Below are 24,223 nucleotides of genomic sequence, written 5' to 3' on the forward strand. Positions count from 1 at the left end.
TTTCATACTAAATTATCTGATTATTATACTAATTCTTTGCTTACATACATTTTTTAGTATCTATAATGGTTTATTTACTTATCTAAATACATCAAGCTGTATAGTAACTTAGATAATTGTTAACATTCGCATTAACAACTGATTATATATTCTAGCAATTTTAGAGAGCAGCTTCATGACTTTTAAAGCATTAATTATATTACTATGCAGCGTACTTATTAGTGCTTGCTCTGATACAGAAGATCAACTGAACGAAGACTATGGTAAAGACCAAGCACGACCTAGACAATTATCTATAGATGATTTGTTAGCACAGGAATATCGAGATCAAGTTATGCCTATTCTTGAGAAACGCTGTGTTGTTTGTCATGGTTGTTATGATGCACCTTGCCAGTTAAAACTATCTTCACCTGAAGGAATCGATCGTGGAGCGAGTAAAGATCAAGTTTATAACGGTCAGCGTTTATTAGGTGCGAAACCTTCACGTTTGTTTATCGATGCACATGATACGGAACAATGGCGTGAAAAAGGTTTTTCATCGGTATTGAATGAACGTGATCAAACCATGCTGGCTAATTTACAGGGCAGCATAATGTATAAGCTGTTATTACAAAAAGAAAATAATCCTGAGCTGCAAGGCATCCTACCGGAAGAGTTTAATTACTCCTTAGATCGTCAAGATCAATGTCCAGACATTAATCAATTAGATGATTACCAAGAAGATTTCCCATTAGGTGGAATGCCATACGGATTACCTAACTTAAGCAACCATGAGTTTAAAACATTAGAAGCATGGATTGCCAAAGGGGCGCCGATGTCGGAGCCTTTGCCTTTATCTGAAGCCACTTCAAAACTAGTTGCTCATTGGGAACAAAAATTAAATGGCGATTCACCTAAAGAACAGCTAGTAGCTCGTTATATTTATGAACACCTTTTTATTGGGCATATTTATTTTGATGCATTGCCTATCAGCACTGATACGCCTCCTCGATTCTTCAAATTAGTGCGCTCGTCAACACCGCCAGGTGAGCCATTAAAAATAATCCCAACACGCCGTCCTTACGACGACCCTAAAGTGGATCGTGTTTACTATCGTTTAATGCTAGATCGTGCAACAACGTTAGCTAAAACTAATTTACCTTATGTCTTTAATGAGCAGCGAGAACAATTATGGGACAAATTATTTTATAACGCAGATTTTACGATCGATACGTTGCCTGATTATAAAGACTTCAATCCTTTCGTCGTCTTTAAAGATATTCCAAGCAGCGCGCGTTATCAGTTTATGTTGAAAGAAGCTTACTTTACGATAAGTGGTTTTATTAAAGGGCCTGTTTGTCGTGGGCAAGTGGCTGTGAATGTTATTAATGATAAATTCTGGGTGTTTTTTGTAGAGCCTGACTCGACAAGTAATGCAGATGTTGATCATTTTGTTTATGAGCAAGCCAATAATCTAAGGCTACCTGCGGAATCAAGTAGTAATAACCTATCGGTAATCGAATGGCTTTCTTATGCAAAAGGTAGTCGTCAATATGTGAAAGCAAAAAGCGAGTACATTAAACGCTTTATGAATCATGATACTGGGTTAAATCTTTCTAATATTTGGTCTGGTAATGAAAATGCGGCACTAACTGTTTTCAGACATATTGATAGTGCGACGGTAGTCAAAGGCGCATTAGGTAAACAGCCTAAAACAGCTTGGTTAATTGATTATCCAATTCTAGAACGAATTCATTATCTATTGGTGGCGGGTTTTGATGTTTACGGTAATGTCGGACATCAAGTAACGACTCGTTTATACATGGACTTTTTACGTATTGAGTCAGAAACTAACTTTATCTCTTTTATACCAAATGAGTTTAGAAAGCCTGTGTTAGCTAGTTGGTACTTAGGTGCAACTAAAGAGTTAAAAGAATATTTGAATGACAGGAATCTAATGCATGCTCGCCCATCAGGTATTAAATATCAAACGGAATTCCCAAAAGAAGAGTTACTAAATCGTTTAAAACACTATGTCTATACACAACCTATGTTGAAAGCCAAAAATGAGCAATATCGAGTGCCTGAGCAAGATCTTGAGCTAAAACGTTTGAACAGCTTGGATAATTCAGTTGTTGTCGCATTACCTCAAGTCTCTTTTGTCATTATTGAAGATAAAAAGAACGACGATAGAGCTTATACGCTAATACGTCATAACGCACATAAAAATGTTGCTAGCTTACTTAATGAAGAAGCAAATCGTTTAGTGTCTGAAGACACCGCTGAAGTATTTAAAGGCTTTTTAGGAACCTATCCAGGGCTTATATTTAAAGTATCTTCTGCTGATAAAGGAGACTTTGTTAGCTTATTCTTACAAGCTAATGACTCGCAAAAATTTCAAGAATTAATCACTCGATACGGTGTAAGGCGAAGTGATACTAAGTTTTGGGAAGTAAGTGATCATTTACACGATTTGTACTTACAACAAGATCCGATTGAATATGGATTGTTTGATTATAATCGCTTAATTAACCGTTAATTTATCATTGGAAATATCATCTTTAGAATAGATGCTCCGATAAATGTGAATGAGCATTTAGACGATTTTTTAACTGTCTAGGTGCTCCTTTAAAGCGTCAAAACCTAGAGACTAAAAATGATTAAACAGTTTAACGAGTTACATTGAAAACGAAACTTGCTCCTTATTTTTAATTCTATTTAGGTATTAACGTTTTTATACACTGTTTAAAATTATGTAATTTAAGTAGACTATTAATCATAATAAATGGTCTATTTAAATAACAAAGATAACGATGAAAACAAATAACTTTCACGACAAGCGATTAGCCTTCGTTAGTTCTTACTTTAGCTCTGCTATCATTATTAATACAATAGTATCTTGTGTTGTTGTGTTCAGCGGCATCAACCATAGCGGTGCTGAAGCGAAACTATATTGGTTTATTGCCTTAACGTTTATCTCCCTTCTTCGTGTCGTTAATCATCTTTATGTTAGTAATGACAATAAAAACAAATACAATTTTTATTTTATCGGTGTTTTATTAACTGCTTTTACATGGGGGCTTTTCCCAATTTTGTTTTTTGAACAAATGTTGATGCAAGAAAAATTCATATCGTTGGTTGTATTCAGTTCACTGGCCGGTGGTGGTGTTAATGTTTTAGCGTCAGATATTCGTTCTTCTATTTCATACATCACTTTTTTACTCGTTCCCTTTAGTATTTTATTATTATTGCAACCTATTGGCGATGAGCGAATGCTCGGTGTATTAGGCCTCGTATTATGGTTTATTCTTTGTTTTGTAACCGCTGTACGTACCGCTAAAGATGTTAAATCATCAATAATGAATGAGTTAAAATTAGATCTATTCATTGATGATTTAGAAAAAGAAGTACAATTACGAACAGACAAAATAATCCTTTTAGAACAAAGAGATCATCTCACACAGTTATTTAATCGAGAAAGTTTTGTCTCTAATGTTGAACTTGATTTAGCTGAAAATAGTAATGGTATCAAAGCTATTTTATTTTTAGACATGGATTATTTTAAAGTTATCAATGATAAATATGGTCATGATTTTGGAGATTTTGTTTTAGCTGAAACAGGTAGACGACTAGTTAGCTCAGAGAAGGATAGTGGTTTTATTGCTTGTCGGTGGGGTGGCGATGAATTTATTTTTTACACTCGTCAAGACTCAAAAGAAACCTTATTTGACTGTATTACTGATTTAGTAGATGAATTAACCAAACCTGTTAACAACATGCACTATCAGGTAAAACCTTCTTTTAAAATTGGACTGTATTTTACACATGATGCATTCGATCTTACCCAAGCAATAAAATATGCTGACGTTGCTATGTATGAAGGCAAAAAAAGTCGTAATGAAATTTCTGTGTTTGATGAACGTATGTGTGCCTCATTAAAACGAGAAGAAACATTACGCAGCTCAATTAAAGATTGTATTGAAAAAGGAGACTTTCATCTTTGTTACCAACCTATTATTGATATTACGAGTAATAAAATAACTTCATTTGAGGTCTTATTGAGATGGCAGTTTAATGATGAATTTATTCCCCCATCTGAATTTATTGATATTGCTGAAAGGTATGGGGAAATTAATTTCCTAGGTGAGTTTGTTCTTGAACAAGCCATTCAAAGCTTGAGTCAGTTAAATGATTTAGATGCTCGTATTGCACTGTCAATTAATGTGTCTGTCTTGCAACTAGAAAATCATAATTTTTTAGCGCTATTAGCTGATTTAATAGAAACTTATGCCGTTGAACCAAGCAATGTTCACTTAGAGATTACTGAAACGGTGATGATTAAAAACTTAGAATATCTATCTAAAGTGATCACTCAAATAAAGAATACTGGCGTACATATCTCGATTGATGACTTTGGTACAGGTTTCTCTTCGATCTCTGTGTTAAAAGAATTGTCTGTTGATTATATTAAAATCGATAAGTCTTTTATTGATAACATTTGTGACTATTCAAAAGATGAAAGTATTGTCTCAGCCGTGACTAAAATGTCGCATATGATTGGTTGTAAAGTGATAGCCGAAGGCGTTGAAAAGAAAGAACAGTTAATAATTTTAGAAAAGTTAAGTGTTGATAAATACCAAGGGTTCTTATTTAGCAAACCAGTCCAACTTTCAGAAGCGATTAAGTTAATAAGCTAACTTAATTCAACTAGCATAAATACACAGTATTTCATTATCATTAGCAATAGTGCCTTATGAGTTTTTGTATTTTATTTTAAATTTCTCTTAACCTTCTTATTAACTGATATTAATAGCTATTTCTACATATTTCTTAGCAAACATCGTCATATTTAACTTATTAATTAATACCCATTAAGAGTTAATATTTGATTTTATATGCGTTTCGGCTTATTTTATCTAATTCATTATTTAATAGGCAACATATTCACATGGAGTTAACTGCACAACTTTTTAAAGATGTAAAAAAGCTACCCGTTTTACCTTATATATTGGTTGAACTTATGGATTCGTTTTCAGACGAAGAGGCACGAGTAGAAGACATCGCAAAAAAGGTAGCTCAAGACCAATCAATTAGCGCAAAAGTAATTCGGATGGCGAATTCAACCGCTTATCGTCGTGGTAAAGAAGTTGAATCCATTGAAGAAGCGGTGATCCGTTTAGGTTTTAATCAAGTAAGAAGTATTGTAGTCGCAGCAACGTTTTCTAATGTTTTTCCTGAGATAGCTGGATTTGATAAAGATAAATTTTGGAAAGAAACATTTATAACAGCAAGCATTGCAAAAAACTTAGCAAAACATACCACTATCAATAATGAAACGGCCTTTACTTGTGCCATGATGCATAATATTGGTGAACTATTATTACAAATAATCAAACCTGAAGAGTGTGCGTTAATAAAAGCCGCAATTGAAGCTGGCCAACCTCGCTTATATGCACAACGTGAGTTTTTTGGTTTCGACTACACAGAGGTAGGCGTTGAATTAGCTAAACACTGGAACTTTTCATCGACCTTTTGCAATGCGATTGAACAACAACTTGATCCCTTATCTTATGATAATCCCTCACAAGCCGCGATTTTGATCCGCTTATCAGTCTTTATGCGTTTTGCATGGGCTGCTGGATTACCACCTGAAATGATCGTCCAACGCTTTCCTGAGCCGCTAACCAATGCAATTAAACTGGATAAAGATGGCATTTTAGACACCTTCTCTAGCATGATAGAAGAAGGCCAAGATTTAGTTCGAATGATCAAAGAATAATAGATAACTATTAACTGTTTTATGCCAACACTACTCAACGTTATTTAATCGACCGCATGCAATAAACGATAATCTTGTTTATTGCTCTGTAAAATAGTTCATGGTTTAGCAAAATGCTTAGCCATTATTCCTGCTTGTTTAACACCTTTCCCAACATAAACTTCACCTAATACTGTTTTAACGGCTATGTTTTCAGTTGATCGATTACATAGCTTTTTGCCCGACTCCATTGACTCAAATAACCCAACGTTCATGGGTTGGTTTGTTAGTCGTTAACTGTTTAATAAAGTGAGTTTTCCCTGCTCCTAAAAATCCAGCGGTTAGGTGACAGTTTATTGTTTGTTATATTAAATCGACTTCAAAATGAAGCGTATCGTAGCATGTTTAGCAGTTAGTCAGTTATACTCTGAATTCAAATTTAAAGGGGAAAATATGATTTACAGCATGACGGCGTTTGCACGCAAACAATTAAAAGGTGATTGGGGTACAGCAGTATGGGAAATCCGCTCTGTGAACCAGCGTTATCTTGAGACATATTTTCGTTTACCAGAACAATTTCGTGGTTTAGAAGCTAAATTAAAAGAAACATTCCGACAACGTTTAGAGCGCGGAAAAATCGAATGTAGTTTACGCTTTGAAACAAACTCAGAAAGTAGCTCATCATTAAGCATGAATAAAGAGTTAGCTGCCCAATTGATGCAAAATGCACAATGGGTTGTTGAACAAATGGGCTCGGGTTCAGTAAACCCTGTAGATATCTTAAAATGGCCGGGCGTGATGCAAGCACCAGAGCAAGATGCTGACGCGGTTAGTGCAGAATTAATGGCTGGTTTTCAAACAACTTTAAACGAGTTTGTTGAAGCGCGTGCCGCAGAAGGTGCAAACCTAGCAGTATTTATCGACCAACGTTTGGTAAGCATTGGCGAACAAGCCGCTAAAGTCCGTGACTTTATGCCTGAGGTACACGCTTGGCAAAAAGCACGTATTCTAAAAAAATTCGAAGATGCTAAAGTTGATTTAGACAGCACACGTGTTGAACAAGAGCTGGTATTGTTAGCACAAAAATCAGACGTAGCAGAAGAGTTAGACCGTTTAGACTCTCACATTTCAGAAGCTCGCAACGTCCTCAAAAAAGGCGGTGCAGTAGGCCGCCGTTTAGACTTCATGATGCAAGAGTTTAACCGTGAAGCTAATACGCTAGGTTCAAAAGCAATCAATACTGACATCACCGCCGCAGCGGTTGAGTGCAAGGTTTTAATTGAGCAAATGCGCGAGCAGGTACAAAACATAGAATGATGTCCGAGAGGTTCTTTGAGGATTCTTATGTGTTTATTTTGTTGGTTTTATATTGTTTTGTTGTCCGTCGTAGTTCGTGTTGATGTGGCGGGTATGTTCTACTTCGGTTGATCGCGGGTGGGGGGTAACAGCCCTCCCTCTATTTAATTGGAGTGGATGCGCTAATGGGCAATCTAATAGCAAAAGAAATAGAAGCTAAAGCAAAGGGTAAGATTGGACGATTCGCAGATGGGAGACTGCTTGTATTTTGTTTTCCCCAAATCTAGTAAGCCACATTGGATGCTATGGTTTACCTTCAATAAAAAATACAAAAAGATGACGCTAGCTAAGTATACATATCTGTCTTTGGCTGATGATCGAACTACAGTACTTCTTAAAATGCAACACCTTCGTCAAGGTGTTAATCCCCTATTAGAAAAACGTCTCATCGGTGAACAAATTACAATCGAAAAATTTGATGTTTTTTTGATGGTTGGCATTAAGGTAATGTAAAACGCTTAAAGCACCCTCTAACACTATCGCAAATACATTATGCCTATTATTGGCGAAATTAAACTTGATAGTATTAATGCCCGAGATGTCAGGCGAGTAATAACTTCAACTAATGATTCAGGGTGCTGAGATGGTCACTCCACGAAGGCATCGCAATGTGCCAAGATTGGATAAGTGTTCAGCAAATCAATCTAACCATGGAGTGACCAAAATGAAATGTAGCGTAATTAGTATCGACATAGCAAAGAATATTTTTCAAATATGTGTATTAGATGAAAACAGAAAAGTGCTGTTTAACAAAAAAGTAAAACGCTCTGAACTGTTACACGAACTAAGACAATTTGAACCTACGTTAGTTGTGATGGAAGCTTGTTATAGCTCAAATCCATGGGGAAGAAGAATTGAAAAGCTAGGGCATACTGTCAGATTAATTCCGCCTTTTATCGTTAAACCTTTTGTGATTGGCAATAAAAATGATGCTAATGACGCTCTCGCTATTGCTGAAGCCTCATTAAGACCAACAGTTCGTTTTGTTGCGGTTAAATCGACTGAGCAACAAGACATTCAATCACTACAACGGATTGCTGAACGATTGGTAAAAAAAAAGAACGGGTGACGTGAATCAGTTAAGAGGTTTATTGTCTGAGTACGGCGTAGTGGTTGGAACGGGTATCACGACTTTGATGAACGCAGTACCTGATATCGTTGAAGATGCGAATAATGAATTAACGTCGATAGCACGCAGTTTTATCCTACGTATTTATCGTAATATACAACGAATAAGTGTTCAAATTGAAGCAGTGAAAACAGAGTTGATCGACCTAATTAAAGACAAAGATGAATATGCATTATTACAAAGCATACCAGGTATCGGGCCTATTATTTCAGCCGCTTTAATGGCATCAGTCGGTGATGCGGGAAGCCTTTAAAAATGGCAGGCAGCTAGCCGCTTGGATTGGCCTAACACCGACACAATATGCTAGTGGTGAAACAAATCGAATGGGTAAAATAAGTAAACGGGGCAATAGTTCGCTTAGAAAGTATCTAATTCATGGTGCGCGCACGGTACTGAACTGGTGTGAGAAAAAAGACGATGTATTGAGTTGTTGGCTGAAAACTCTAAAAGAGCAAATGCATGGGTGTAAAGCAGTGGTTGCTTTGGCGAATAAGCTAGCCAGAATAATTTGGTCGGTATTAACGACTAAACAGCCCTTTGATGTGACTAAAGCTTGTGCATAATAAATCACAATGAACAGATAGAATATGAAAAACGATTTAATTAATCCACCACCCTAAACGGTAATAAGCATTGATGATTTAAAACGGTTTGTCTTATTCGGAACCTCAGCTGGACTTCTGCCTTTTAAGGCATAATGGGTGCAAAGGCGAGTAAGACTTCTTCTGGAATTCAGGAGGGCGCGGCTTCCCATAAAGTAGCCATTAAGACGCCGGATATATGTCAAGAAACCGTTATCTCTATGATGTAAAGAGCAGTTTAGACAGAGGTGATTTATCGGCTAAAACGATCTGTACAAAAGACAAGTTTAATCAGGAAAACACCCCTTTATTAATAAGTGGGACGAGTCTTCTGTACATAATCGATTATTAAGCAGCAAATAAAAATCAATCTAATCTTGATTTACAAAGAGTGACCATATAAGTCCAGCTATTTCTAATGATACATTAGGCTACTGCAAACAACTCTTTAATCACGGCATAAAGTTGGACCTGCTAGACGCTAACCCAGCAAGTGCATTTACTGTAACGGATGCAGGTGTAAAGATAGAGCACTAAGTCTTGATGAGCTTAAGTTCTTCTTTGAAAAGGCGTGTGAGAATCGTGATAGCTTTAGTCGTGATAATTATTTAGCGTGTGCATTGCTGGTGGTATTAGGTGTTAGGAAAGGAGAGTTAACCGAAGCGTTATGAGAGGAGTTTGATTTAGAATAAGGCAAGTGGATTCTTCCTAAAGAGCGAAGTAAGTCAGGTGTTGGCATTATATGCCGTTATCTGAAGTCGTCTTAGAATGGCTTAAATATCTTCAAATAAAAGCCTGTGGATCAGGCTACGTATTTCCTCACCGTAGAAGAAGCAACCTCATAATCAAATAGGGATATGGAGCACATGATTGATTTAAGTCGTACTTAACGAAGTCTACTCGCTGCACAAAGAACGCTCGGCCATGTGGCCGAACGTTCTCGAATCATAAGTTGAAAGGTGGAAGGGGTGTATGATCTATACGATTATGGTAAAGGGATTAGAAGCTATAGAAAAGTTAGCATTAACTTTGTTTACTGTAATAAATATATGAAATAAGTAGATCGTGTTGATCTTTGTATTATCCATGCATCGGTAACCAAATCATTAATAATGCCAGAGATAATATACTGACATTATTTCTGGTCAACTTGTCATACCTACTTGATGTTGCTCTATAATATTTAATTCTAGAAAATACATTATCTACTAAGTGGAGATATTTATATAAGCGCCAATCAATGCTGCTTTTTTAAATATCTTGGCCATAATTTCTTTTTAAGATGACTGTTTTACCTCCTTTAAACGCTACATAGTATCGAAATGGAGCACTGTCATAACCTTTGTCTGCAATAAAAACATTTACTTCTTTAAAGGTGGTCTACAAGACTTTCTGCATAAGTAATATCATGCCTCTGTCCTTCTGATAGTCCGAAGTAAATTGGTAAGAACCCGCTATCAACGACCAGATGAATCTTTGTTGAGTTTCCGCCTCGACTTTTTCCAATACACACACTATCTTGTGTGGCTACGTCTGTGCCATGTTGGTGAGGTCGAACGATTGAGTCATCGGCAAAGAACCAGTCAACAAAGATCAAAGCGCCTTAACATCTTGTAGGTATTATTTCTCAAGTCTTTTTTCTGCTGACCTTAGTAATTTTTCAATTTGCTCTGATTGTTTCTCTATTTGCATTGACAATTGATCGACCTTCTTTTCCAATTCTTCATTATTATCAAGTACCATTTCATCTATAAAAATTGCATTCGCAAGTGAGAGAGCAAAGAAGCTACCAAATATAATCACAGAAATTACAAATGTTCGAATTAAGTAATAATCAATAGATTTTACCGCTACAGATGCCGGTATTTCATTCCATCCTTCGACAGTAAATAATGAAAAGACTGTATAAGCAGAAATAAGGGGATCTGCAAAGTGCTGGGGAATTGAATTACTAAAGAGTAAGTAGCCTAAAATAGAAAAGAAACTAACAAGTACAATTAGCATAATAAATATTGCTCTTGATGCTTTAAGCGCTTTTACGACACCACTGAGTACCTTTTCAAAATTGGGAATTAGAGTGATAATTCTCAGTAATTTTATTAACCTAAATACTCTTAATATTGTTAGTGTTGATGTATTTGAATTTGGTATTGTAAATAGGATTAGGCTAGCGACTATCAATAAGAGGTCGAAAATATTCAAATAACTTTTGAAGAAGCTTATACCGAGGGATTTGAGCCTAAAGATAACTTCAATAAAAAAGATGAGATCAATTGAAAACTGTATTAAATTAATAAGTTCTTTCGAACCCCAATTTATTACGCCCTCAAGAAAAAACAAACTACATTGAATGATGATCAATACCGAAATGAGATTAATTGGAGAATCACTCTCCGTGGACCTAGTTATCTTTTTAGCATCCATAACTAGGTCATTTTTGTTATTGAAATTGAGCATTAAACCACTAATTCTTTATTTTTTGTTAATAGCTGTAAAAACTGATTGGTATTTTTTACCTCTAAATCAATTTTAAGGAAATTAGCTAAATCATAAACTGATTGGTTTACATTTCTCTTTCCATGTATTGCATTTTGCATCTGCTCAGAAATACTTCTAAATTGTAATTTATCTTCAGCTAGTTTTTTAATACTGGCTTCTTCAAAAGCATCTGTATTCTCTTTTATTTGTTTGATTCTATAATCAAATACTTCGTTAACTCGTCTAGAACGCTTTTCTTCTTTCGCTGAGAATAAGTCCGCCTTATCTAATAGGTAGACAACAATTGTTGAAGCAACACCGCTGAGCATTGCTAGTGCGATGTCTTTGACGAAGTTATCAGGTAAAGCTTGAAGGATGGTGGCTTCGAAGTAAAATATTACAAATGTAACTACAGTCGAGGCAAATAACTTTAATATCGCATCCGCTTTTTCTGCAGATGACATCTCATCTTCTGTTTTGTTCAGTATTTTTACTGCACCAACAAAAGCCGAGAAACCTTCTGAGATTATTTTCATTACTGATTTAAATAGTCCAGTAACAAGATTTAAGACTCCTTCAATGATGACTTTAAAAAAGTTACTACAAAAATCTTTTACTGCTTGACCTAACGTCGGCAGTATTTCTTTTTTGACATAAACCATTAGCCGAGAGAAACGAAATTTAATGCCTTCTATCGTAGAGCTTTTACCAACACCTTCACTGAAACCAAATTTAATTGCATCATTGAGTTCGTAAAATAATGGTTTGATAAACATAATAATCGTGTGACCGATAGCTTGATAAGCACTTTGCTCTGAAGCTTGTCCTCCTGCTTTCTTAGCTACCCCTGTTTTATCATTTTTTAGGTTGTCTAATGCTTTTTCCTGCGCCTTTCTATGAATTCTTTGTTCAGCGTTTTTTTGCTTTTTTACTCCTTCCTCTAATGTTTTATCTGTATGTTTTGACAATTTTTTAAACTGCTTTTCCTCCTCCGCGCTGAGCTTTATTCCTGCATTAATTGAATTTTTAAGTTCTCTTTTTTGATCTAACATATCAGAGAAATTTTTTGCTCCTTTTGCACGATTTAGGCTGTTTGATATCTCAATGAAGTTATGTTCTCCATCTGTTATCGCTTGTATATCAGAGTCGGAAATAAATGAGTTTTTGGCATACTTATCATTTATTTGTTTTACTGGAACGATGTGATCAGTATCTGATGCTTTCCATTTTTGTCCTTTAGCTTTTGCGGTATTTTGTTTACGGTAAACAGTTACTTTACTCCCATCTGGATTTACTTCTATTGAGCTATAAGCTTGCTTATTATCTCCAAAATGCTGATCTTTATTCTCTTCTAAATGCTCCCTTTTAGTCATCGTTTTTCTAACGTCTTTATTGTACTCTCGAGGTGCACGCATTGCTTCAAGTTGTTGCTTGTTACTTAAAGATTGAGCGTTGATATCATAAGTTGAATAAGAGAAATCCTTAATTTCAGACCATACTCTAGAGGCTGTTAAACCAGTCCGGTTTAATTTGAGGTTTTTATGGCTAATGATTCCATCTAAAATACTCAAACCAATAGGCGTAACTAGCTCATCAATAACGCTATCTTTAGATTCAAAGTCTTGATAAATATTACTTAATACAGCTAATGAATCTTTTTGATCATAGAGTTCCATATCAATCATTACCTTACTGACTTGTAAAGGTGATGCTTTAGCTAGAGCCTGTGTTATTTCATTTACCGTAAAACCTTTGATTTGGTATTTTTCGTCCATTATTACACCTATGCAGCGATTTCTTTAGCTTGAGTAAATAGTATTTTAGCTTGTTGAGTATCTTGTTCGGAAACCTCTCCTTGTTGCGATAGGTAACCTAGCTGTGACATTTGTTTAAGCACGATGGATAAATTAAAGAGAGATTGAAACTCTTCAATATGTGCTATTGGCATTAACTTAAAGTCTAATTTCTCAGTGAATATATTAGGGTTTAATCCCACTTGAATCATACGTTGAGAATTAATTCCGAACTCGAAGCGGTTTAATAAGTGAGTATAGTTTTGCACCAGTTCTTCGAAAAATTCAGACACGTTATCAATTGAGTTAACGATTTGATCTATCTTTCCTAGCTGCGAGTTCATTTTACTGATTTCTTCATCAATACGTTTCTCTTCATCTTTGACCTGTTGAAGTGACTCTTTTGCTTTTTTGCGTGAGAAAAAACCAAGTGTTAGGATTGAAAATGCAACGTCTTTAAAAGACAGATTGTTAAAATCAATTTCAAATAACTTTGCTTTAGACTGCACACCTGTTTGTACTTTTATCTCTAAAATTTTGTCATCAAAGAATTCTTCAAAGTGGCTACCTGCTACTCGAATATTATGTATACGATTACCTAAACTAACAAAGCGAGGGAAATGTTCGTTATAGATATTATTCTTGTGGTAATTGATTGCTTTAAGCTTCGACTCAATAGAACTTATTTTGGAAGATACGGAGTTCTCATAATTACTTTTAGCTTTATCGTAGCGTTCCTTTATTTTTGCATGTAACTCCTCTGCTTCATTGAATTTATCTTTGCCAGTTATTCCATTCCATACTTTTGAACAAGTAGATTTAACTTTATCCGCAACTCGAGAACATGCACTTATTATACTACTCCAAAATCCCATCTTAACCTCCTACCATTCTATAACCTTCACGTACTAGGTCGTTCATAGATAAAACCCAGCGTTCTATTTTCTTAACTTCATACTCAGCAAAGTCAAAAGCGATTGTTAACTTGTCCATAAATTTTCTTTCTGCTTCACAGATTTCTTCATCAGCTAATAGAATGCCAAATAACTCAATTAAAACTGCATGCTTGGTTGTACGCTCTGCTGTTGAAAATGCCGAAATAGATTTCCGGATATGTTCATCTTCTACCTTCGCTTGGTACCCATGTAACTCACATTCGTGGACAAAAGAGTGGTAGATTTCTTCCTCTTCCTCTTTGATTTGACCATTTAAACTCATTGAATGTTTGGCTAGGTTTAAAAAATCTTTTCGCTCATTTTTAGTTAATACATTTAAATACATCTAAGTATCCTTGCTGAATTTTTTATTTATTAGAAAGTGGTTATTAGTGGTCAATACGTTTAGATACTTCACCAGCTTCGTTATATTGGTATTCAAAAGCCAGTTTTCCTTGATCACAAAACTCTTCGCCTTTGCTTAGTTTTCCATTTTTATCGTAAGACATAATGTATTTTAGTTTATTATTTGCATATGTCTCAGATGCGACTTTAAGGCCATCTTTATAAATTATTTCAGTCTTTTGGTTAGCTGCTTTATCTTCAATTTTTGTTACTTTGCAACCCCCTAAGTGCTTAATAAAGTCTTTGGTTTCCACTTTCAGGTCTCGCCCCTCTGTAAGTTTATTTGTGAGGTCAATTGCATTTTCAATTTTCATACTCTGTACATTACTTGCAATTTGCTCTTTTAACGATATTTGAGCTTGTTTATTGATAAATATGTTCTTTTGCAATTCTTTAACTAAGTCACTTTTCGAACCTTGAATCTCTGATATGAGTTGTTTATGGATTTTTGACATTGTTGTTAAAGATAGTTTTTCAGACTCGATTAATTTATTTATTAATTCAATATTATTTTGTTTATTTATTGCATTTAATTTATCTAAGTTTTCTGCTGAGTATTTATTGATATTTTTGAAGTGCTCTTCAGTTTGAGATAATTGTTCGTTGTTTACTTTTTTTAGGCCTACATAAGACCGTTTTACTATTATTAGCTGTTCATGTTGTTTTTCTAATAAACTTTTGAGTTGTAGTGAGTGAGTCTCATGTCTGTTTTCTAGCTCTAAAAATTTTAGGTTTGCTTGCTCAGCAACATCTTTTTGAAGTATATTTAGGCGAGTTATTGTATAGATTCCAACAAATAATACTGTTGAAATAATAATTGAAGCTGCTGTTGTAAGTTGAATTATATTAATGTCCATAAATACAATATCCAAGTGATTGGTTAAATAATTATTTGATTATAGTTGAAATCCTCTAATTTACTATATAATTAGGGGTATTTTTTTAAGGCGGCGTGGTAAGTATTTATATATTTATTTGACAATTATCAAGCCTTTAATTAGTGAGGATAAATATATGCATAACATTATTGGGATGGTTCCAATAGTTTAACCAACACGATAGCAAGTGTTGCTGTTCCCCATGCATACCAACCTTAAAAACCAAAGGCCGTACAGAGGTTACCGCCAGCCCACATAGTAGAGGTAAAGAAGGTAAATCCTAATAATACTGACATCATTGACCATAGACTTTTACGTTGATCTGCGGGCACTGCACTTAGGGGGAAATCATTTGTATTTTGCATTTTTTACTCCTTGTTAAAAAACAGAATGTTAGTAATGACTAAGCAATGGTTAATAAGTAATTAACAACATCTGTGCCAGTTTAGTAAACAAAAAATAGCTGCAATAATATTGTGCAATAAAGCATCAGTCAGCATCTCTTTGTGTACCAGGTGCACAAGTGAGTTTTTTAATCTATTTTCTTAAAAAGATTTAATAAACAGTTGCGCACCAAAGAGTGCAATAAATGCTTTAATTTTGTGCGGTTAATCTTGATTATTTAACTATGCAGGAAGGTATGTACAGACCGGTATGAATGAAATGACTGTACATTAGTGAATGTGATGACTTAAATAAACAGTATTTGAGCGATCAAATGTTAATGTAACGGCAGAGTATATCGACTATATGAATTCCATTCATATTTTTGCAGTAGATTATTCGCTGTCTAATGTTGACGTTATCCACGCGCAATTAACTGTTGGTGAAAGCTGATCAAATTGGTTTATTAGTGGAAGTAGCTATTGTCATGGTCCACACTAGAAGTATGAAAAACTAAGCTTTATTAGTCAAACAGATGGCATCTCATTTAGTGTTATAAAGAATGACTTTTATTTTTATAACAAGTGTTTTTATTATTAATCCTTTTAATGCCCTGTTATGCCAATATCCATACGGTAAAATGATAATGAATTTAATGTGATTAATGCTAGCAACTCCTTAACCAGTCTCATGTGCTTTATTCTTATGGCAAACTACTTTTTTAAACAAGCATACCTTACCCAGTTTTATCTGTGATCTATCTCGAAAAACGTTCACAAATCAACCAAACATAATCCTAATTAGCAATAAAAAGAACTTAATCACAAAAATGTAACCGCTTTCTGTAACCGGTTACATAAAAGTATTACATTAAGATCTGAATACAAAGATCCAATGGATTTTTAATTATCAACCCAATAAAAGGTAAATATTATGACTAAAATTCTACTTTGCTGTGCTGCTGGTATGTCGACCAGTATGGTTGTTAAAAAGATGCGTGAATCTGCTACTAATAAAGGCATTGAAGTTCAAATTGATGCTATCGGCTTGGAAGAGTTTGATTCACATCTTGCGGAATATGATTGTTTTTTATTGGGTCCTCAAATCAAATATAAATTAAATGATTTTAAGATTAAGGCTGATCAAGCAGGTAAGCCAATCGCGGTCATCAATCAAATGGATTACGGCATGATGAAAGGCGAAAAAATCTTAGCTGACGCATTAGCGATGATTAATTAAAGAGGGCTATACAATGTCTAACAAATTTTTTGAATTTTTAGAAAATACGTTAACGCCGATCGCTGGTAAGTTCGCTGCTCAAAGGCATATTTGTGCTATTCGTGACGGATTTATTGGTGCAATGCCTTTTATGATTGTAGGTTCCTTTCTCCTCGTATTTGCTTTCCCACCATTTTCACCAGAAACCACTTTTGGTTTTGGTCAATGGTGGCTAGGGTTATCTAAGCAATACTTTGGTGAGATAATGACGCCCTTCCATATGACGATGGGCATTATGTCCTGTTATATCTGTACTTGTATCGCTTACAACTTAGCAAAAACCTACAAACTCGATGGTTTATCAATAGGTATGTTAGCGTTAATGACGTTTTTATTAATTTCTGCGCCGATGGAAGAGGGGGCACTTCCTGCCTCATATCTAGGAGGTACAGGGATATTTACTGCCATTATCATCTCAATTTTAGTGACAGAATTAGCTTATTTCCTTAATCGAAAAAACATTGGCTTTAAAATGCCAGAGCAAGTGCCAGATAAGATTCGAGAGTCATTTAATTTATTAATTCCTGCATTGATTATTATCTTAACCATTTATCCAATTAATTTATTAGTGCAACATGAATTTAATTTGATCATCCCTGGCGCAATCATGGCAGTGTTCCAACCTTTAATCTCAGCATCTGACACACTTCCGGCTATTTTGTTAGCGGTATTAGTTGCACACGTGCTTTGGTTTGCAGGCATTCATGGAGCTGCGATTGTTGGCGGTATTATGGCACCGTTCTTCCTTTCTAACTTAGGTGCAAACCAAGAAGCATTAGCGGCTGGTATGGAGTTACCACATATTTTTATCGAATCATTTTGGTCTTTCTTTGTGACCTTGGGCGGCTCTGGGGCAACATTTGGTTTGGTATTGATGTATTTACGCAGCAAGTCAGCTCACCTCAAAGCGATTGGTAAATTAAGTTTAGTCCCTTCTATATTTAACATTAATGAGCCGATTATATTTGGTACGCCTTTCGTGATGAATCCGACTATGTTTATTCCGTTTGTATGTATTCCTATGGTGAATGCGACTATCGCTTATTGTGCAGCAAGCTGGAATTTAATTGGTAAAACGATCTCATTAGTCCCATGGACAGCTCCTGCACCAATTGGTGCTGCATGGGGGGCAGGTTGGCAGATCAACAATGCCATACTGGTGTTCATTCTCATCGGTATCAATATGGTGCTTTACTACCCATTCTTCAAGATTTATGAGAAGCAACTTATCGCTGAAGAAATAAAAGAAAGTGAAGCTAACGCATAAGTGTTAATCGTACATTCTCAATTTACATTTATTAGGAGTTACTTGCTGTAGCTCGCTAATAAGTCGAGGGGTTTTATCATGGATTTAGAAATGACAGTGATGGAGTTAATCATCAATGCCGGTGAATCAAAAAGTTTAGCAATGCAGGCATTGATGTCAGCAAAAAAAGGTGAATGGGCAGAGGTTGATAGTTTGCTCGCGGAATCGACAGAGGCATCAAAACGAGCACATAAAGTACAAACAGAGTTAATTGGTTTGGATGAAGGTGAAGGAAAAGTACCAGTGAACTTGATTATGGTACATGCCCAAGATCATATTATGACGGCTATGTTAGCCCGTGAATTAATTGAAGAGATTATAGATATCCATCGTAAATTGAAGTGATTATCTGTGTAAATCGTAACAGCATAGTTATTTATTAAAAGTTAAGTATTAAATGATGAGGAGTGAACATGCAAAGTAAACATCTTAACGGTTTCCCAAGTGATTTTTTCTGGGGTGGTTCTACTTCAGCTTATCAGGTTGAAGGCGCATGGGACGAAGATGGCAAAGGTCCATCAGTAATAGATATGGGGAGAGTGGTTGAAGGCACGACAGATTTTAAAGTCGCCAGTGATCATTACCATCGTTATAAAGAAGATATCGCATTATTTGCAGAATTAGGATTAAAAGCATATCGATTTTCTATCGCTTGGACGAGAATATTTCCTAGCGGCGAAGGAGAGATAAACTCAAAAGGTATTGAATTCTATAATAATTTGATTAATGAGTTAATTGCTAATGGCATTGAACCTATAGCCACTATGTATCATTTTGATTTGCCTTATGCTTTGCAAGAAAAAGGCGGATGGTCGAATCGAGCGACGGTGGAAGCCTTTGCAACCTATAGTAGAACCTTGTTTGAAGCCTTTGGTGATCGCGTTAAATACTGGCTGACTATTAATGAACAAAACATGATGATTTTACATGGTGATGCATTGGGGACTAAACATGTTGATGCTAGTAACCCGATGAAAGATTTATACCAACAAAATCATCATATGCTGGTGGCTCAAGCTAAAGCGATGTCACTTTGCCATGAATTACTACCGCAAGCCAAGATTGGTCCTGCACCTAATATTTCGGTTATTTATCCGGCTTCATGTCAACCTGAAGATGTATTGGCCGCAAACACTTTTTCTGCACTTCGTAACTGGTTATATTTAGATATGGCGGTTTATGGGCGTTATAACTCAACGGCATGGCGCTTCCTTGAAGAACGTGGTGCAACACCTTCTATTGCTTCTGGCGACATGGAAATACTCGCAAAGGCAAAGCCTGACTTTATTGCCTTTAATTTCTATAACTCTCAAACCGTTGCGCAAAGTGCAGGCGATGCAAGTGATATTAACTCTACAGGTGATCAACAAATTACTATCGGAGAGATTGGCGCTTACAAAGGCGTTGAAAATAAGCATTTAGTTAAAAATGAATTTGGATGGGAAATAGACCCTGTGGGCTTTCGTACAACGATGCGTGAAATTTACGAACGTTATGCATTACCACTGATCGTCACTGAAAATGGTTTAGGCGCTTTCGATAAAGTGGAAGCGAACGGTGAGATTAATGACGATTATCGTATTGCTTATTTACAACAACATATTAAGCAAGTGCAGTTAGCGATTAGTGATGGAGTCGAAGTTTTTGGTTATAGCCCCTGGTCTGCCATTGATTTAATCAGTACGCATCAAGGCTGTTCAAAACGTTATGGTTTTATTCATGTTGATCGAGAAGAGTTTGATCTTAAAGCCTTAAAACGCAGCAAGAAAAAGAGCTTTTATTGGTATCAATCTCTGATTACGAAAAATGGTTTGTAGATAATTAGTACTTATTAATCAGAAGGATATGAATATTATAACGTATCTTCTCTCACTGTTTATTGAACATTTAATACCAATTACATTAAGAATGTAATACACACAAGTAAGTTGTTTTAGACAGTAAAATAGAGCATCGACTTACTGTGGTTGGTATATCACTAGGAATTTATTATGAAGTTTGCACATGATTTTTTATTTGGTGCTGCCACCGCTTCTTATCAAATTGAAGGGGCGTGGGATCAAGATGGCAAAGGCCCAACCAATTGGGACGAGTTTACTAAAATACCAGGTAAAACTTTTGAAGGCACGAATGGTGATGTCGCTATTGATCATTATAACCGCTACCAAGAAGATATCGCGTTAATGGCTGAAATGGGGTTAGAGTCGTACCGCTTTTCTATCTCCTGGGCTCGTATTTTACCGACAGGTACCGGTGAGGTAAATCAAAAAGGGATTGATTTTTATAATAATATTATTGATGAATGTTTAAAATATGGCATCGTCCCTTTTGTGACACTTTATCACTGGGACTTACCTTTGCCTTTAGAGAAAAAGGGTGCATGGTTAAACAGAGAAACCGGTGAAGCCTATCTGAATTTTGCTAACATTTGTTTTGAAGCATTTGGCGACCGTGTTAAAAACTTTATCACTTTTAATGAAACCTTCGTATTTTGTAATTTAGGTTATCTAGCGGGTGCACATCCACCTGGCATTCAAAATGATCCTAAAAAGTATTTCCAAGCCATTCATAATGTTTTTTATACGCATGCGCAGACTGTCATTGCCTATAAAAAACTGAATCAATTCGGTGAAATTGGGTTAAGTCATGTATTCAGTCCTGCTTTTAGTGTTGATGATAATGAAGAGAATATCTTTGCCACGGAGCATGCTAATCAATTTAACTTAAATTGGTTTTATGACCCGATTTTATTAGGTAAGTACCCTGAGTATGTTGTTAAACAACTGAAAGTCGAAGGTAATGAGCCTGATTGGACGGAAGCTGAATTGGCTGTGATAGCCGAAGCTGCACCACTGAATGATTTTATGGGCTTAAATTACTATCAACCGATGCGCGTTGAAAAGATTCAAGGTGAAGTTAAAAATCTTGTGATGACGCGTGAGAATTCAACGGGGTCACCGGGCAATCCAAGCTATGATGGTGTGTACCGCACAGTTCAAATGGCCGATAAAAAATACACTAAATGGAATTGGGAAATATCATCTCAAGGTTTTATTGATGGTTTAGTCTCACTGAAAGCACTTTATGGTGATATTAAACTGTATATTACTGAAAATGGTTTAGGCGACGAAGACCCGATTATTGAAGGTGAAGTCTGTGATATTGCACGTATTCACTACATTGAAGAGCATTTAAGTGCAGTAAAAGAAGCAATAAGCCGAGGTGTTCACATTAAAGGTTATTACGCTTGGTCAGCAATTGATTTATTAAGCTGGTTAAATGGCTATAAAAAACAATACGGGTTCATTTATGTTGATCATAAAAATGATTTAAAACGTGAGAAAAAAGCGTCATTTCATTGGTATAAAAGTGTGATTGATAATCGAGGTGAAGATCTTTAAAAAGGCGCTTTCATTCTATTTAAACGCCTATTATCAAGGGAGATAGTAGGCTTTTTTAACTTTTTGAGGCCGATTTAACAGGCATTACCGATTCTCTTTCAATGAGTTGTCCTTTATATTGGTAAGAATGCGTTGCTTTTGTTTCTTCACATAACGTAATAGCTAGTTCGACAGCTTGCTTGGTCATATCCGCGATAGGCAATTTAACTGTCGTTAATCTTGGAGTGAAAAACTCTGAGACGGGGTCGTTGTCTATGCCAATAATGGATACTTGCTCAGGGACTTGTATACCTACTTCAGTCAAGGCTCTTAATGCACCTAATGCCATACAATCGTTGAAAGCAACAATAGCGGTAAACGGGGTACCATCATTGATCAGCTCTTTACAGGCTTGATATCCACTTTTCATATCGTAAGCGCCATGCTTAACCAACTTTTCATTAAAAGCGATACCGAACTGTGTTAATGAATGTTTGTAACCATTGACTCGTGCGATCCCTGTCGGGTTCATCATGTGGCCGGTAATACAAGCGATTTGCCGATGTCCATTATCTAATAAGTGATTCATCATTAACTTAACGGCGTCTTCCTGTTGAAAGGAAACAGAATGGAAAAGCTGTTCAGGTAAGTCTCGATTAATGACAACAATAGGAATGGTTAACTGTTGATGTAAACGCTGAATATGATCATCTGTTAATGTACGGCTATAAAGTACCACTGCATCGCATTGCGCTTCTAGCTGCATAATCACTTCATATTCATAATCTGGATCATTATGGCCATCGGTAACAATTAACTGTTTTTTGGCAAATTCAGCGCTAGCAGCAGCTTGCTTTAATAATAAACCGAAGTGAATACCATCAAAGTCAGACACCACGAGTCCAATAGTGTGGGTTTTATTGGTCGCTAAGGCTTGTGCTAATCTGTTTGGTCTATAGCCTAAAGATTGCATAGCAGAAAACACTTTTTCTCGAGTCGACTCTTTAACTTGTCCTGTGCCGTTAATTACTCTCGACACCGTTGCTTTAGACACGCTGGCTAATCTACATACGTCTAGAATCGTACTCATTCATCTTCCTACTTTACACCGATTATAATAGATAACGCTTAGGTTTAAATGTAAATAATACAGTATAAGTATTTTTAATGTAACCGGTTACTTTTTTATAATTGAAATGTGATTTAATGTTAAAAAGATAAGATGGGAAGGAGGTGAGTGGGATAAAAGCAAGCGTATGGAGTCTGTATTTATTGTTAAATCTAACAATGACATAACGCTACGTAGTGTTATGTATTCTTAGAGTAAACTCTGATTAATTTGTGAGTGAGTTATCGGTAGATTAAGTTTGTTATTAACGTGACCAGCTAGTTTTACTGAGTTCGACTATTTCATTACCTTTACCATTAATTAACGCTTTCATCATGTAAACACTAAACACTAAACACTAAACACTAAACACTAAACACTAAACACTAAAGCCTTTAGCTTACTCAAATTTAATTTGTGCTAGCATGGCTAGTTCTTGTTTTGCTGTTTCTACTTCAAGTACTACCGGGCCTGGATGAGCCATCATTATTTAATACAATTTCACATTTTAATTTTCTCTTTTATTTTTTAAGGTTAAATACCTTCTAAAAATTCATTATTTTAATTTAAGATTATCATTTTGGCTTAACAAAATTCTTCAATCACTTTCGATAAACGTTCAATTTCTTCAGCTAACGCTTCGACGTTGGCATTAGTGAAATTTAATCGTAAAGCAGGTTTAACATTTCTCCTATCTTGGTAAAACACGCTACTTTGTACAACAGCAACACCATTTTCTAGTGCGGATTTTGCTAAGGCATCAACATCACAATTAGGTAATAATAGCCAAATAAACATGCCGCCATCGACAGGGGTTACTTGGCAAGTTACAGGCAATGTTAGTTTGAGGTTATTAACTAGTGCTTGATAGCGTTGTTGGTATAGCTTTCTCAACTTTTCTAAGTGAAACGGGAAGGCGCCATGTTGTAATAAGGCGAATAACACTGCTTGCATGGGAGCGCTTGAGTGTAAATCTGTTGCTTGTTTTACAGTGTTGATCGCTTCTATCCATTCGGTTTTGCCTGTCACTAACCCTAAGCGAATACCCGGTGTTGCTATTTTAGAAAAGGAACGTAATACCATGGAGTGATTAGGGCAAAAGCTTGATGCAAGTGGCAATGCTTCACCTGTAAAACGAAGCTCTCTTTACGGCGCACTTTAATGAGTGTGACATCGTACTGTTGGCATAATTGGGCTACTTGTTGGCGTACTGATAATGACCAACACACACCTGTTGGGTTATGAAAATCAGGTGCTCCTTGTTAAAAAACAGAATGTTAGTAATGACTAAGCAATGGTTAATATTACCAAAAGAATTAATAAGGTGATCATTCTTGCTGGTTAAAATCACCCCTAACTGCGTTGTGATTTTTGAAGTGAGAACAACTATCTCCTACAACTCACGCCTTATTAGTGTTAATTTTTCCTGCGCAATCTCTGAGCACTTATTTAATTCCATTGGTATAAGTAATTAA

Annotated in this window: 20 protein-coding genes and 2 pseudogenes; 11 read left to right on the forward strand and 11 right to left on the reverse strand. The window is 35.8% G+C overall.

Features of this window, described 5'->3' with window-relative positions; translation table 11 throughout:
* Window positions 1–175: 175 nt before the first annotated feature.
* The 3 genes from GQR59_RS18030 to GQR59_RS18040 all read left to right on the forward strand — a co-directional run bounded on the left by GQR59_RS18030 (window position 176) and on the right by GQR59_RS18040 (window position 5,758).
* On the forward strand, window positions 176–2,518 hold the full coding sequence (locus tag GQR59_RS18030; protein WP_160064979.1) for a fatty acid cis/trans isomerase: 2,343 nt from the start codon (window positions 176–178) through the stop codon (window positions 2,516–2,518).
* 274 nt (window positions 2,519–2,792) lie between these two features.
* Window positions 2,793–4,676 carry a putative bifunctional diguanylate cyclase/phosphodiesterase gene (locus tag GQR59_RS18035; RefSeq protein WP_160064981.1) on the forward strand — a complete coding sequence of 628 codons (1,884 nt, stop codon included), beginning with the start codon at window positions 2,793–2,795 and terminating at the stop codon, window positions 4,674–4,676.
* A 251-nt stretch (window positions 4,677–4,927) separates the two neighbouring features.
* Complete coding sequence (locus tag GQR59_RS18040; protein ID WP_160064983.1) at window positions 4,928–5,758, forward strand: HDOD domain-containing protein; 831 nt, start codon at window positions 4,928–4,930, stop codon at window positions 5,756–5,758.
* 98 nt (window positions 5,759–5,856) lie between these two features.
* Here the strand turns inward: GQR59_RS18040 and GQR59_RS18045 are convergent, their stop codons facing one another.
* Both GQR59_RS18045 and GQR59_RS19075 read right to left on the reverse strand, forming a co-directional pair.
* Entirely contained in the window at window positions 5,857–6,012 is a 156-nt protein-coding gene (locus GQR59_RS18045) for a hypothetical protein (protein WP_160064985.1), read from the reverse strand.
* Window positions 5,993–6,094: a GTP-binding protein gene (locus GQR59_RS19075; RefSeq protein ID WP_442966210.1), complete on the reverse strand. Its 102-nt coding sequence runs from the start codon at window positions 6,092–6,094 to the stop codon at window positions 5,993–5,995. Before GQR59_RS19075 ends, GQR59_RS18045 begins: the two co-directional genes overlap by 20 nt.
* A 96-nt stretch (window positions 6,095–6,190) precedes the next feature.
* Between GQR59_RS19075 and GQR59_RS18050 the strand changes: the two genes are divergently transcribed.
* From GQR59_RS18050 to GQR59_RS18060, 3 genes and pseudogenes are all read left to right on the forward strand, one after another.
* Entirely contained in the window at window positions 6,191–7,054 is an 864-nt protein-coding gene (locus GQR59_RS18050; protein ID WP_160064987.1) for a YicC/YloC family endoribonuclease, read from the forward strand.
* A 213-nt stretch (window positions 7,055–7,267) separates the two neighbouring features.
* Window positions 7,268–7,546 (forward strand): Arm DNA-binding domain-containing protein, encoded by a 279-nt coding sequence (locus tag GQR59_RS18055; RefSeq protein ID WP_160064989.1) that lies wholly within the window; start codon window positions 7,268–7,270, stop codon window positions 7,544–7,546.
* A gap of 211 nt (window positions 7,547–7,757) precedes the next feature.
* Window positions 7,758–8,785 (forward strand): annotated as a pseudogene (locus tag GQR59_RS18060) (IS110 family transposase).
* A 1,098-nt stretch (window positions 8,786–9,883) separates the two neighbouring features.
* Here the strand turns inward: GQR59_RS18060 and GQR59_RS18775 are convergent.
* From GQR59_RS18775 to GQR59_RS18090, 7 genes and pseudogenes are all read right to left on the reverse strand, one after another.
* Window positions 9,884–10,391: pseudogene (locus GQR59_RS18775) on the reverse strand (IS5 family transposase); the annotation flags it as partial.
* A 32-nt stretch (window positions 10,392–10,423) separates the two neighbouring features.
* The gene (locus GQR59_RS18065; protein ID WP_160064991.1) at window positions 10,424–11,227 is read right to left on the reverse strand and encodes an ion transporter; all 804 of its coding nucleotides are present in this window, start codon (window positions 11,225–11,227) and stop codon (window positions 10,424–10,426) included.
* 32 nt (window positions 11,228–11,259) lie between these two features.
* Window positions 11,260–13,056, reverse strand: a complete 1,797-nt coding sequence (locus GQR59_RS18070; RefSeq protein WP_160064993.1) for a hypothetical protein — start codon at window positions 13,054–13,056, stop codon at window positions 11,260–11,262.
* Between the two features lie 8 nt (window positions 13,057–13,064).
* On the reverse strand, window positions 13,065–13,949 hold the full coding sequence (locus GQR59_RS18075; RefSeq protein ID WP_160064995.1) for a DNA repair protein: 885 nt from the start codon (window positions 13,947–13,949) through the stop codon (window positions 13,065–13,067).
* Between the two features lies 1 nt (window position 13,950).
* Window positions 13,951–14,355, reverse strand: a complete 405-nt coding sequence (locus GQR59_RS18080) for a hypothetical protein (RefSeq protein WP_160064997.1) — start codon at window positions 14,353–14,355, stop codon at window positions 13,951–13,953.
* A gap of 43 nt (window positions 14,356–14,398) precedes the next feature.
* Window positions 14,399–15,271, reverse strand: a complete 873-nt coding sequence (locus GQR59_RS18085; RefSeq protein ID WP_160064999.1) for a hypothetical protein — start codon at window positions 15,269–15,271, stop codon at window positions 14,399–14,401.
* Between the two features lie 236 nt (window positions 15,272–15,507).
* A complete protein-coding gene (locus tag GQR59_RS18090; protein ID WP_236546807.1) occupies window positions 15,508–15,657 on the reverse strand; it encodes a hypothetical protein in 150 nt (49 codons plus the stop codon).
* Window positions 15,658–16,609: 952 nt separating this feature from the next.
* Here GQR59_RS18090 and GQR59_RS18095 point away from each other — a divergent pair.
* The 5 genes from GQR59_RS18095 (at window position 16,610) to GQR59_RS18115 (ending at window position 21,661) form a co-directional block, all read left to right on the forward strand.
* Complete coding sequence (locus tag GQR59_RS18095) at window positions 16,610–16,915, forward strand: PTS sugar transporter subunit IIB (RefSeq protein ID WP_137297467.1); 306 nt, start codon at window positions 16,610–16,612, stop codon at window positions 16,913–16,915.
* Window positions 16,916–16,928: 13 nt separating this feature from the next.
* Window positions 16,929–18,221: a PTS sugar transporter subunit IIC gene (locus GQR59_RS18100; protein WP_160065001.1), complete on the forward strand. Its 1,293-nt coding sequence runs from the start codon at window positions 16,929–16,931 to the stop codon at window positions 18,219–18,221.
* 78 nt (window positions 18,222–18,299) lie between these two features.
* Entirely contained in the window at window positions 18,300–18,605 is a 306-nt protein-coding gene (locus tag GQR59_RS18105) for a PTS lactose/cellobiose transporter subunit IIA (protein ID WP_160065003.1), read from the forward strand.
* Between the two features lie 68 nt (window positions 18,606–18,673).
* The gene (locus GQR59_RS18110; protein WP_160065005.1) at window positions 18,674–20,077 is read left to right on the forward strand and encodes a glycoside hydrolase family 1 protein; all 1,404 of its coding nucleotides are present in this window, start codon (window positions 18,674–18,676) and stop codon (window positions 20,075–20,077) included.
* A gap of 174 nt (window positions 20,078–20,251) precedes the next feature.
* A complete protein-coding gene (locus GQR59_RS18115) occupies window positions 20,252–21,661 on the forward strand; it encodes a glycoside hydrolase family 1 protein (protein ID WP_160065007.1) in 1,410 nt (469 codons plus the stop codon).
* Window positions 21,662–21,716: 55 nt separating this feature from the next.
* Here GQR59_RS18115 and GQR59_RS18120 read toward each other — a convergent pair whose 3' ends face one another.
* Both GQR59_RS18120 and GQR59_RS18125 read right to left on the reverse strand, forming a co-directional pair.
* Window positions 21,717–22,730 carry a LacI family DNA-binding transcriptional regulator gene (locus GQR59_RS18120; protein ID WP_160065009.1) on the reverse strand — a complete coding sequence of 338 codons (1,014 nt, stop codon included), beginning with the start codon at window positions 22,728–22,730 and terminating at the stop codon, window positions 21,717–21,719.
* 603 nt (window positions 22,731–23,333) lie between these two features.
* A complete protein-coding gene (locus GQR59_RS18125) occupies window positions 23,334–23,867 on the reverse strand; it encodes an aminotransferase class I/II-fold pyridoxal phosphate-dependent enzyme (RefSeq protein WP_236546808.1) in 534 nt (177 codons plus the stop codon).
* Window positions 23,868–24,223: the final 356 nt, after the last annotated feature.

It is taken from the genome of Psychromonas sp. L1A2 (assembly GCF_009828855.1).
Taxonomy (GTDB): domain Bacteria; phylum Pseudomonadota; class Gammaproteobacteria; order Enterobacterales; family Psychromonadaceae; genus Psychromonas.

Excerpts from the sequence above, each read along its gene's own strand:
- GQR59_RS18030 (WP_160064979.1), top strand. The coding sequence starts at position 176 with ATGACTTTTAAAGCATTAATTATATTACTATGCAGCGTACTTATTAGT.
- GQR59_RS18035 (WP_160064981.1), top strand. The coding sequence starts at position 2,793 with ATGAAAACAAATAACTTTCACGACAAGCGATTAGCCTTCGTTAGTTCT.
- GQR59_RS18040 (WP_160064983.1), top strand. The coding sequence starts at position 4,928 with ATGGAGTTAACTGCACAACTTTTTAAAGATGTAAAAAAGCTACCCGTT.
- GQR59_RS18045 (WP_160064985.1), bottom strand. The coding sequence starts at position 6,012 with ATGAACGTTGGGTTATTTGAGTCAATGGAGTCGGGCAAAAAGCTATGT.
- GQR59_RS18050 (WP_160064987.1), top strand. The coding sequence starts at position 6,191 with ATGATTTACAGCATGACGGCGTTTGCACGCAAACAATTAAAAGGTGAT.
- GQR59_RS18065 (WP_160064991.1), bottom strand. The coding sequence starts at position 11,227 with ATGGATGCTAAAAAGATAACTAGGTCCACGGAGAGTGATTCTCCAATT.
- GQR59_RS18070 (WP_160064993.1), bottom strand. The coding sequence starts at position 13,056 with ATGGACGAAAAATACCAAATCAAAGGTTTTACGGTAAATGAAATAACA.
- GQR59_RS18075 (WP_160064995.1), bottom strand. The coding sequence starts at position 13,949 with ATGGGATTTTGGAGTAGTATAATAAGTGCATGTTCTCGAGTTGCGGAT.
- GQR59_RS18080 (WP_160064997.1), bottom strand. The coding sequence starts at position 14,355 with ATGTATTTAAATGTATTAACTAAAAATGAGCGAAAAGATTTTTTAAAC.
- GQR59_RS18085 (WP_160064999.1), bottom strand. The coding sequence starts at position 15,271 with ATGGACATTAATATAATTCAACTTACAACAGCAGCTTCAATTATTATT.
- GQR59_RS18090 (WP_236546807.1), bottom strand. The coding sequence starts at position 15,657 with ATGCAAAATACAAATGATTTCCCCCTAAGTGCAGTGCCCGCAGATCAA.
- GQR59_RS18095 (WP_137297467.1), top strand. The coding sequence starts at position 16,610 with ATGACTAAAATTCTACTTTGCTGTGCTGCTGGTATGTCGACCAGTATG.
- GQR59_RS18100 (WP_160065001.1), top strand. The coding sequence starts at position 16,929 with ATGTCTAACAAATTTTTTGAATTTTTAGAAAATACGTTAACGCCGATC.
- GQR59_RS18105 (WP_160065003.1), top strand. The coding sequence starts at position 18,300 with ATGGATTTAGAAATGACAGTGATGGAGTTAATCATCAATGCCGGTGAA.
- GQR59_RS18110 (WP_160065005.1), top strand. The coding sequence starts at position 18,674 with ATGCAAAGTAAACATCTTAACGGTTTCCCAAGTGATTTTTTCTGGGGT.
- GQR59_RS18115 (WP_160065007.1), top strand. The coding sequence starts at position 20,252 with ATGAAGTTTGCACATGATTTTTTATTTGGTGCTGCCACCGCTTCTTAT.
- GQR59_RS18120 (WP_160065009.1), bottom strand. The coding sequence starts at position 22,730 with ATGAGTACGATTCTAGACGTATGTAGATTAGCCAGCGTGTCTAAAGCA.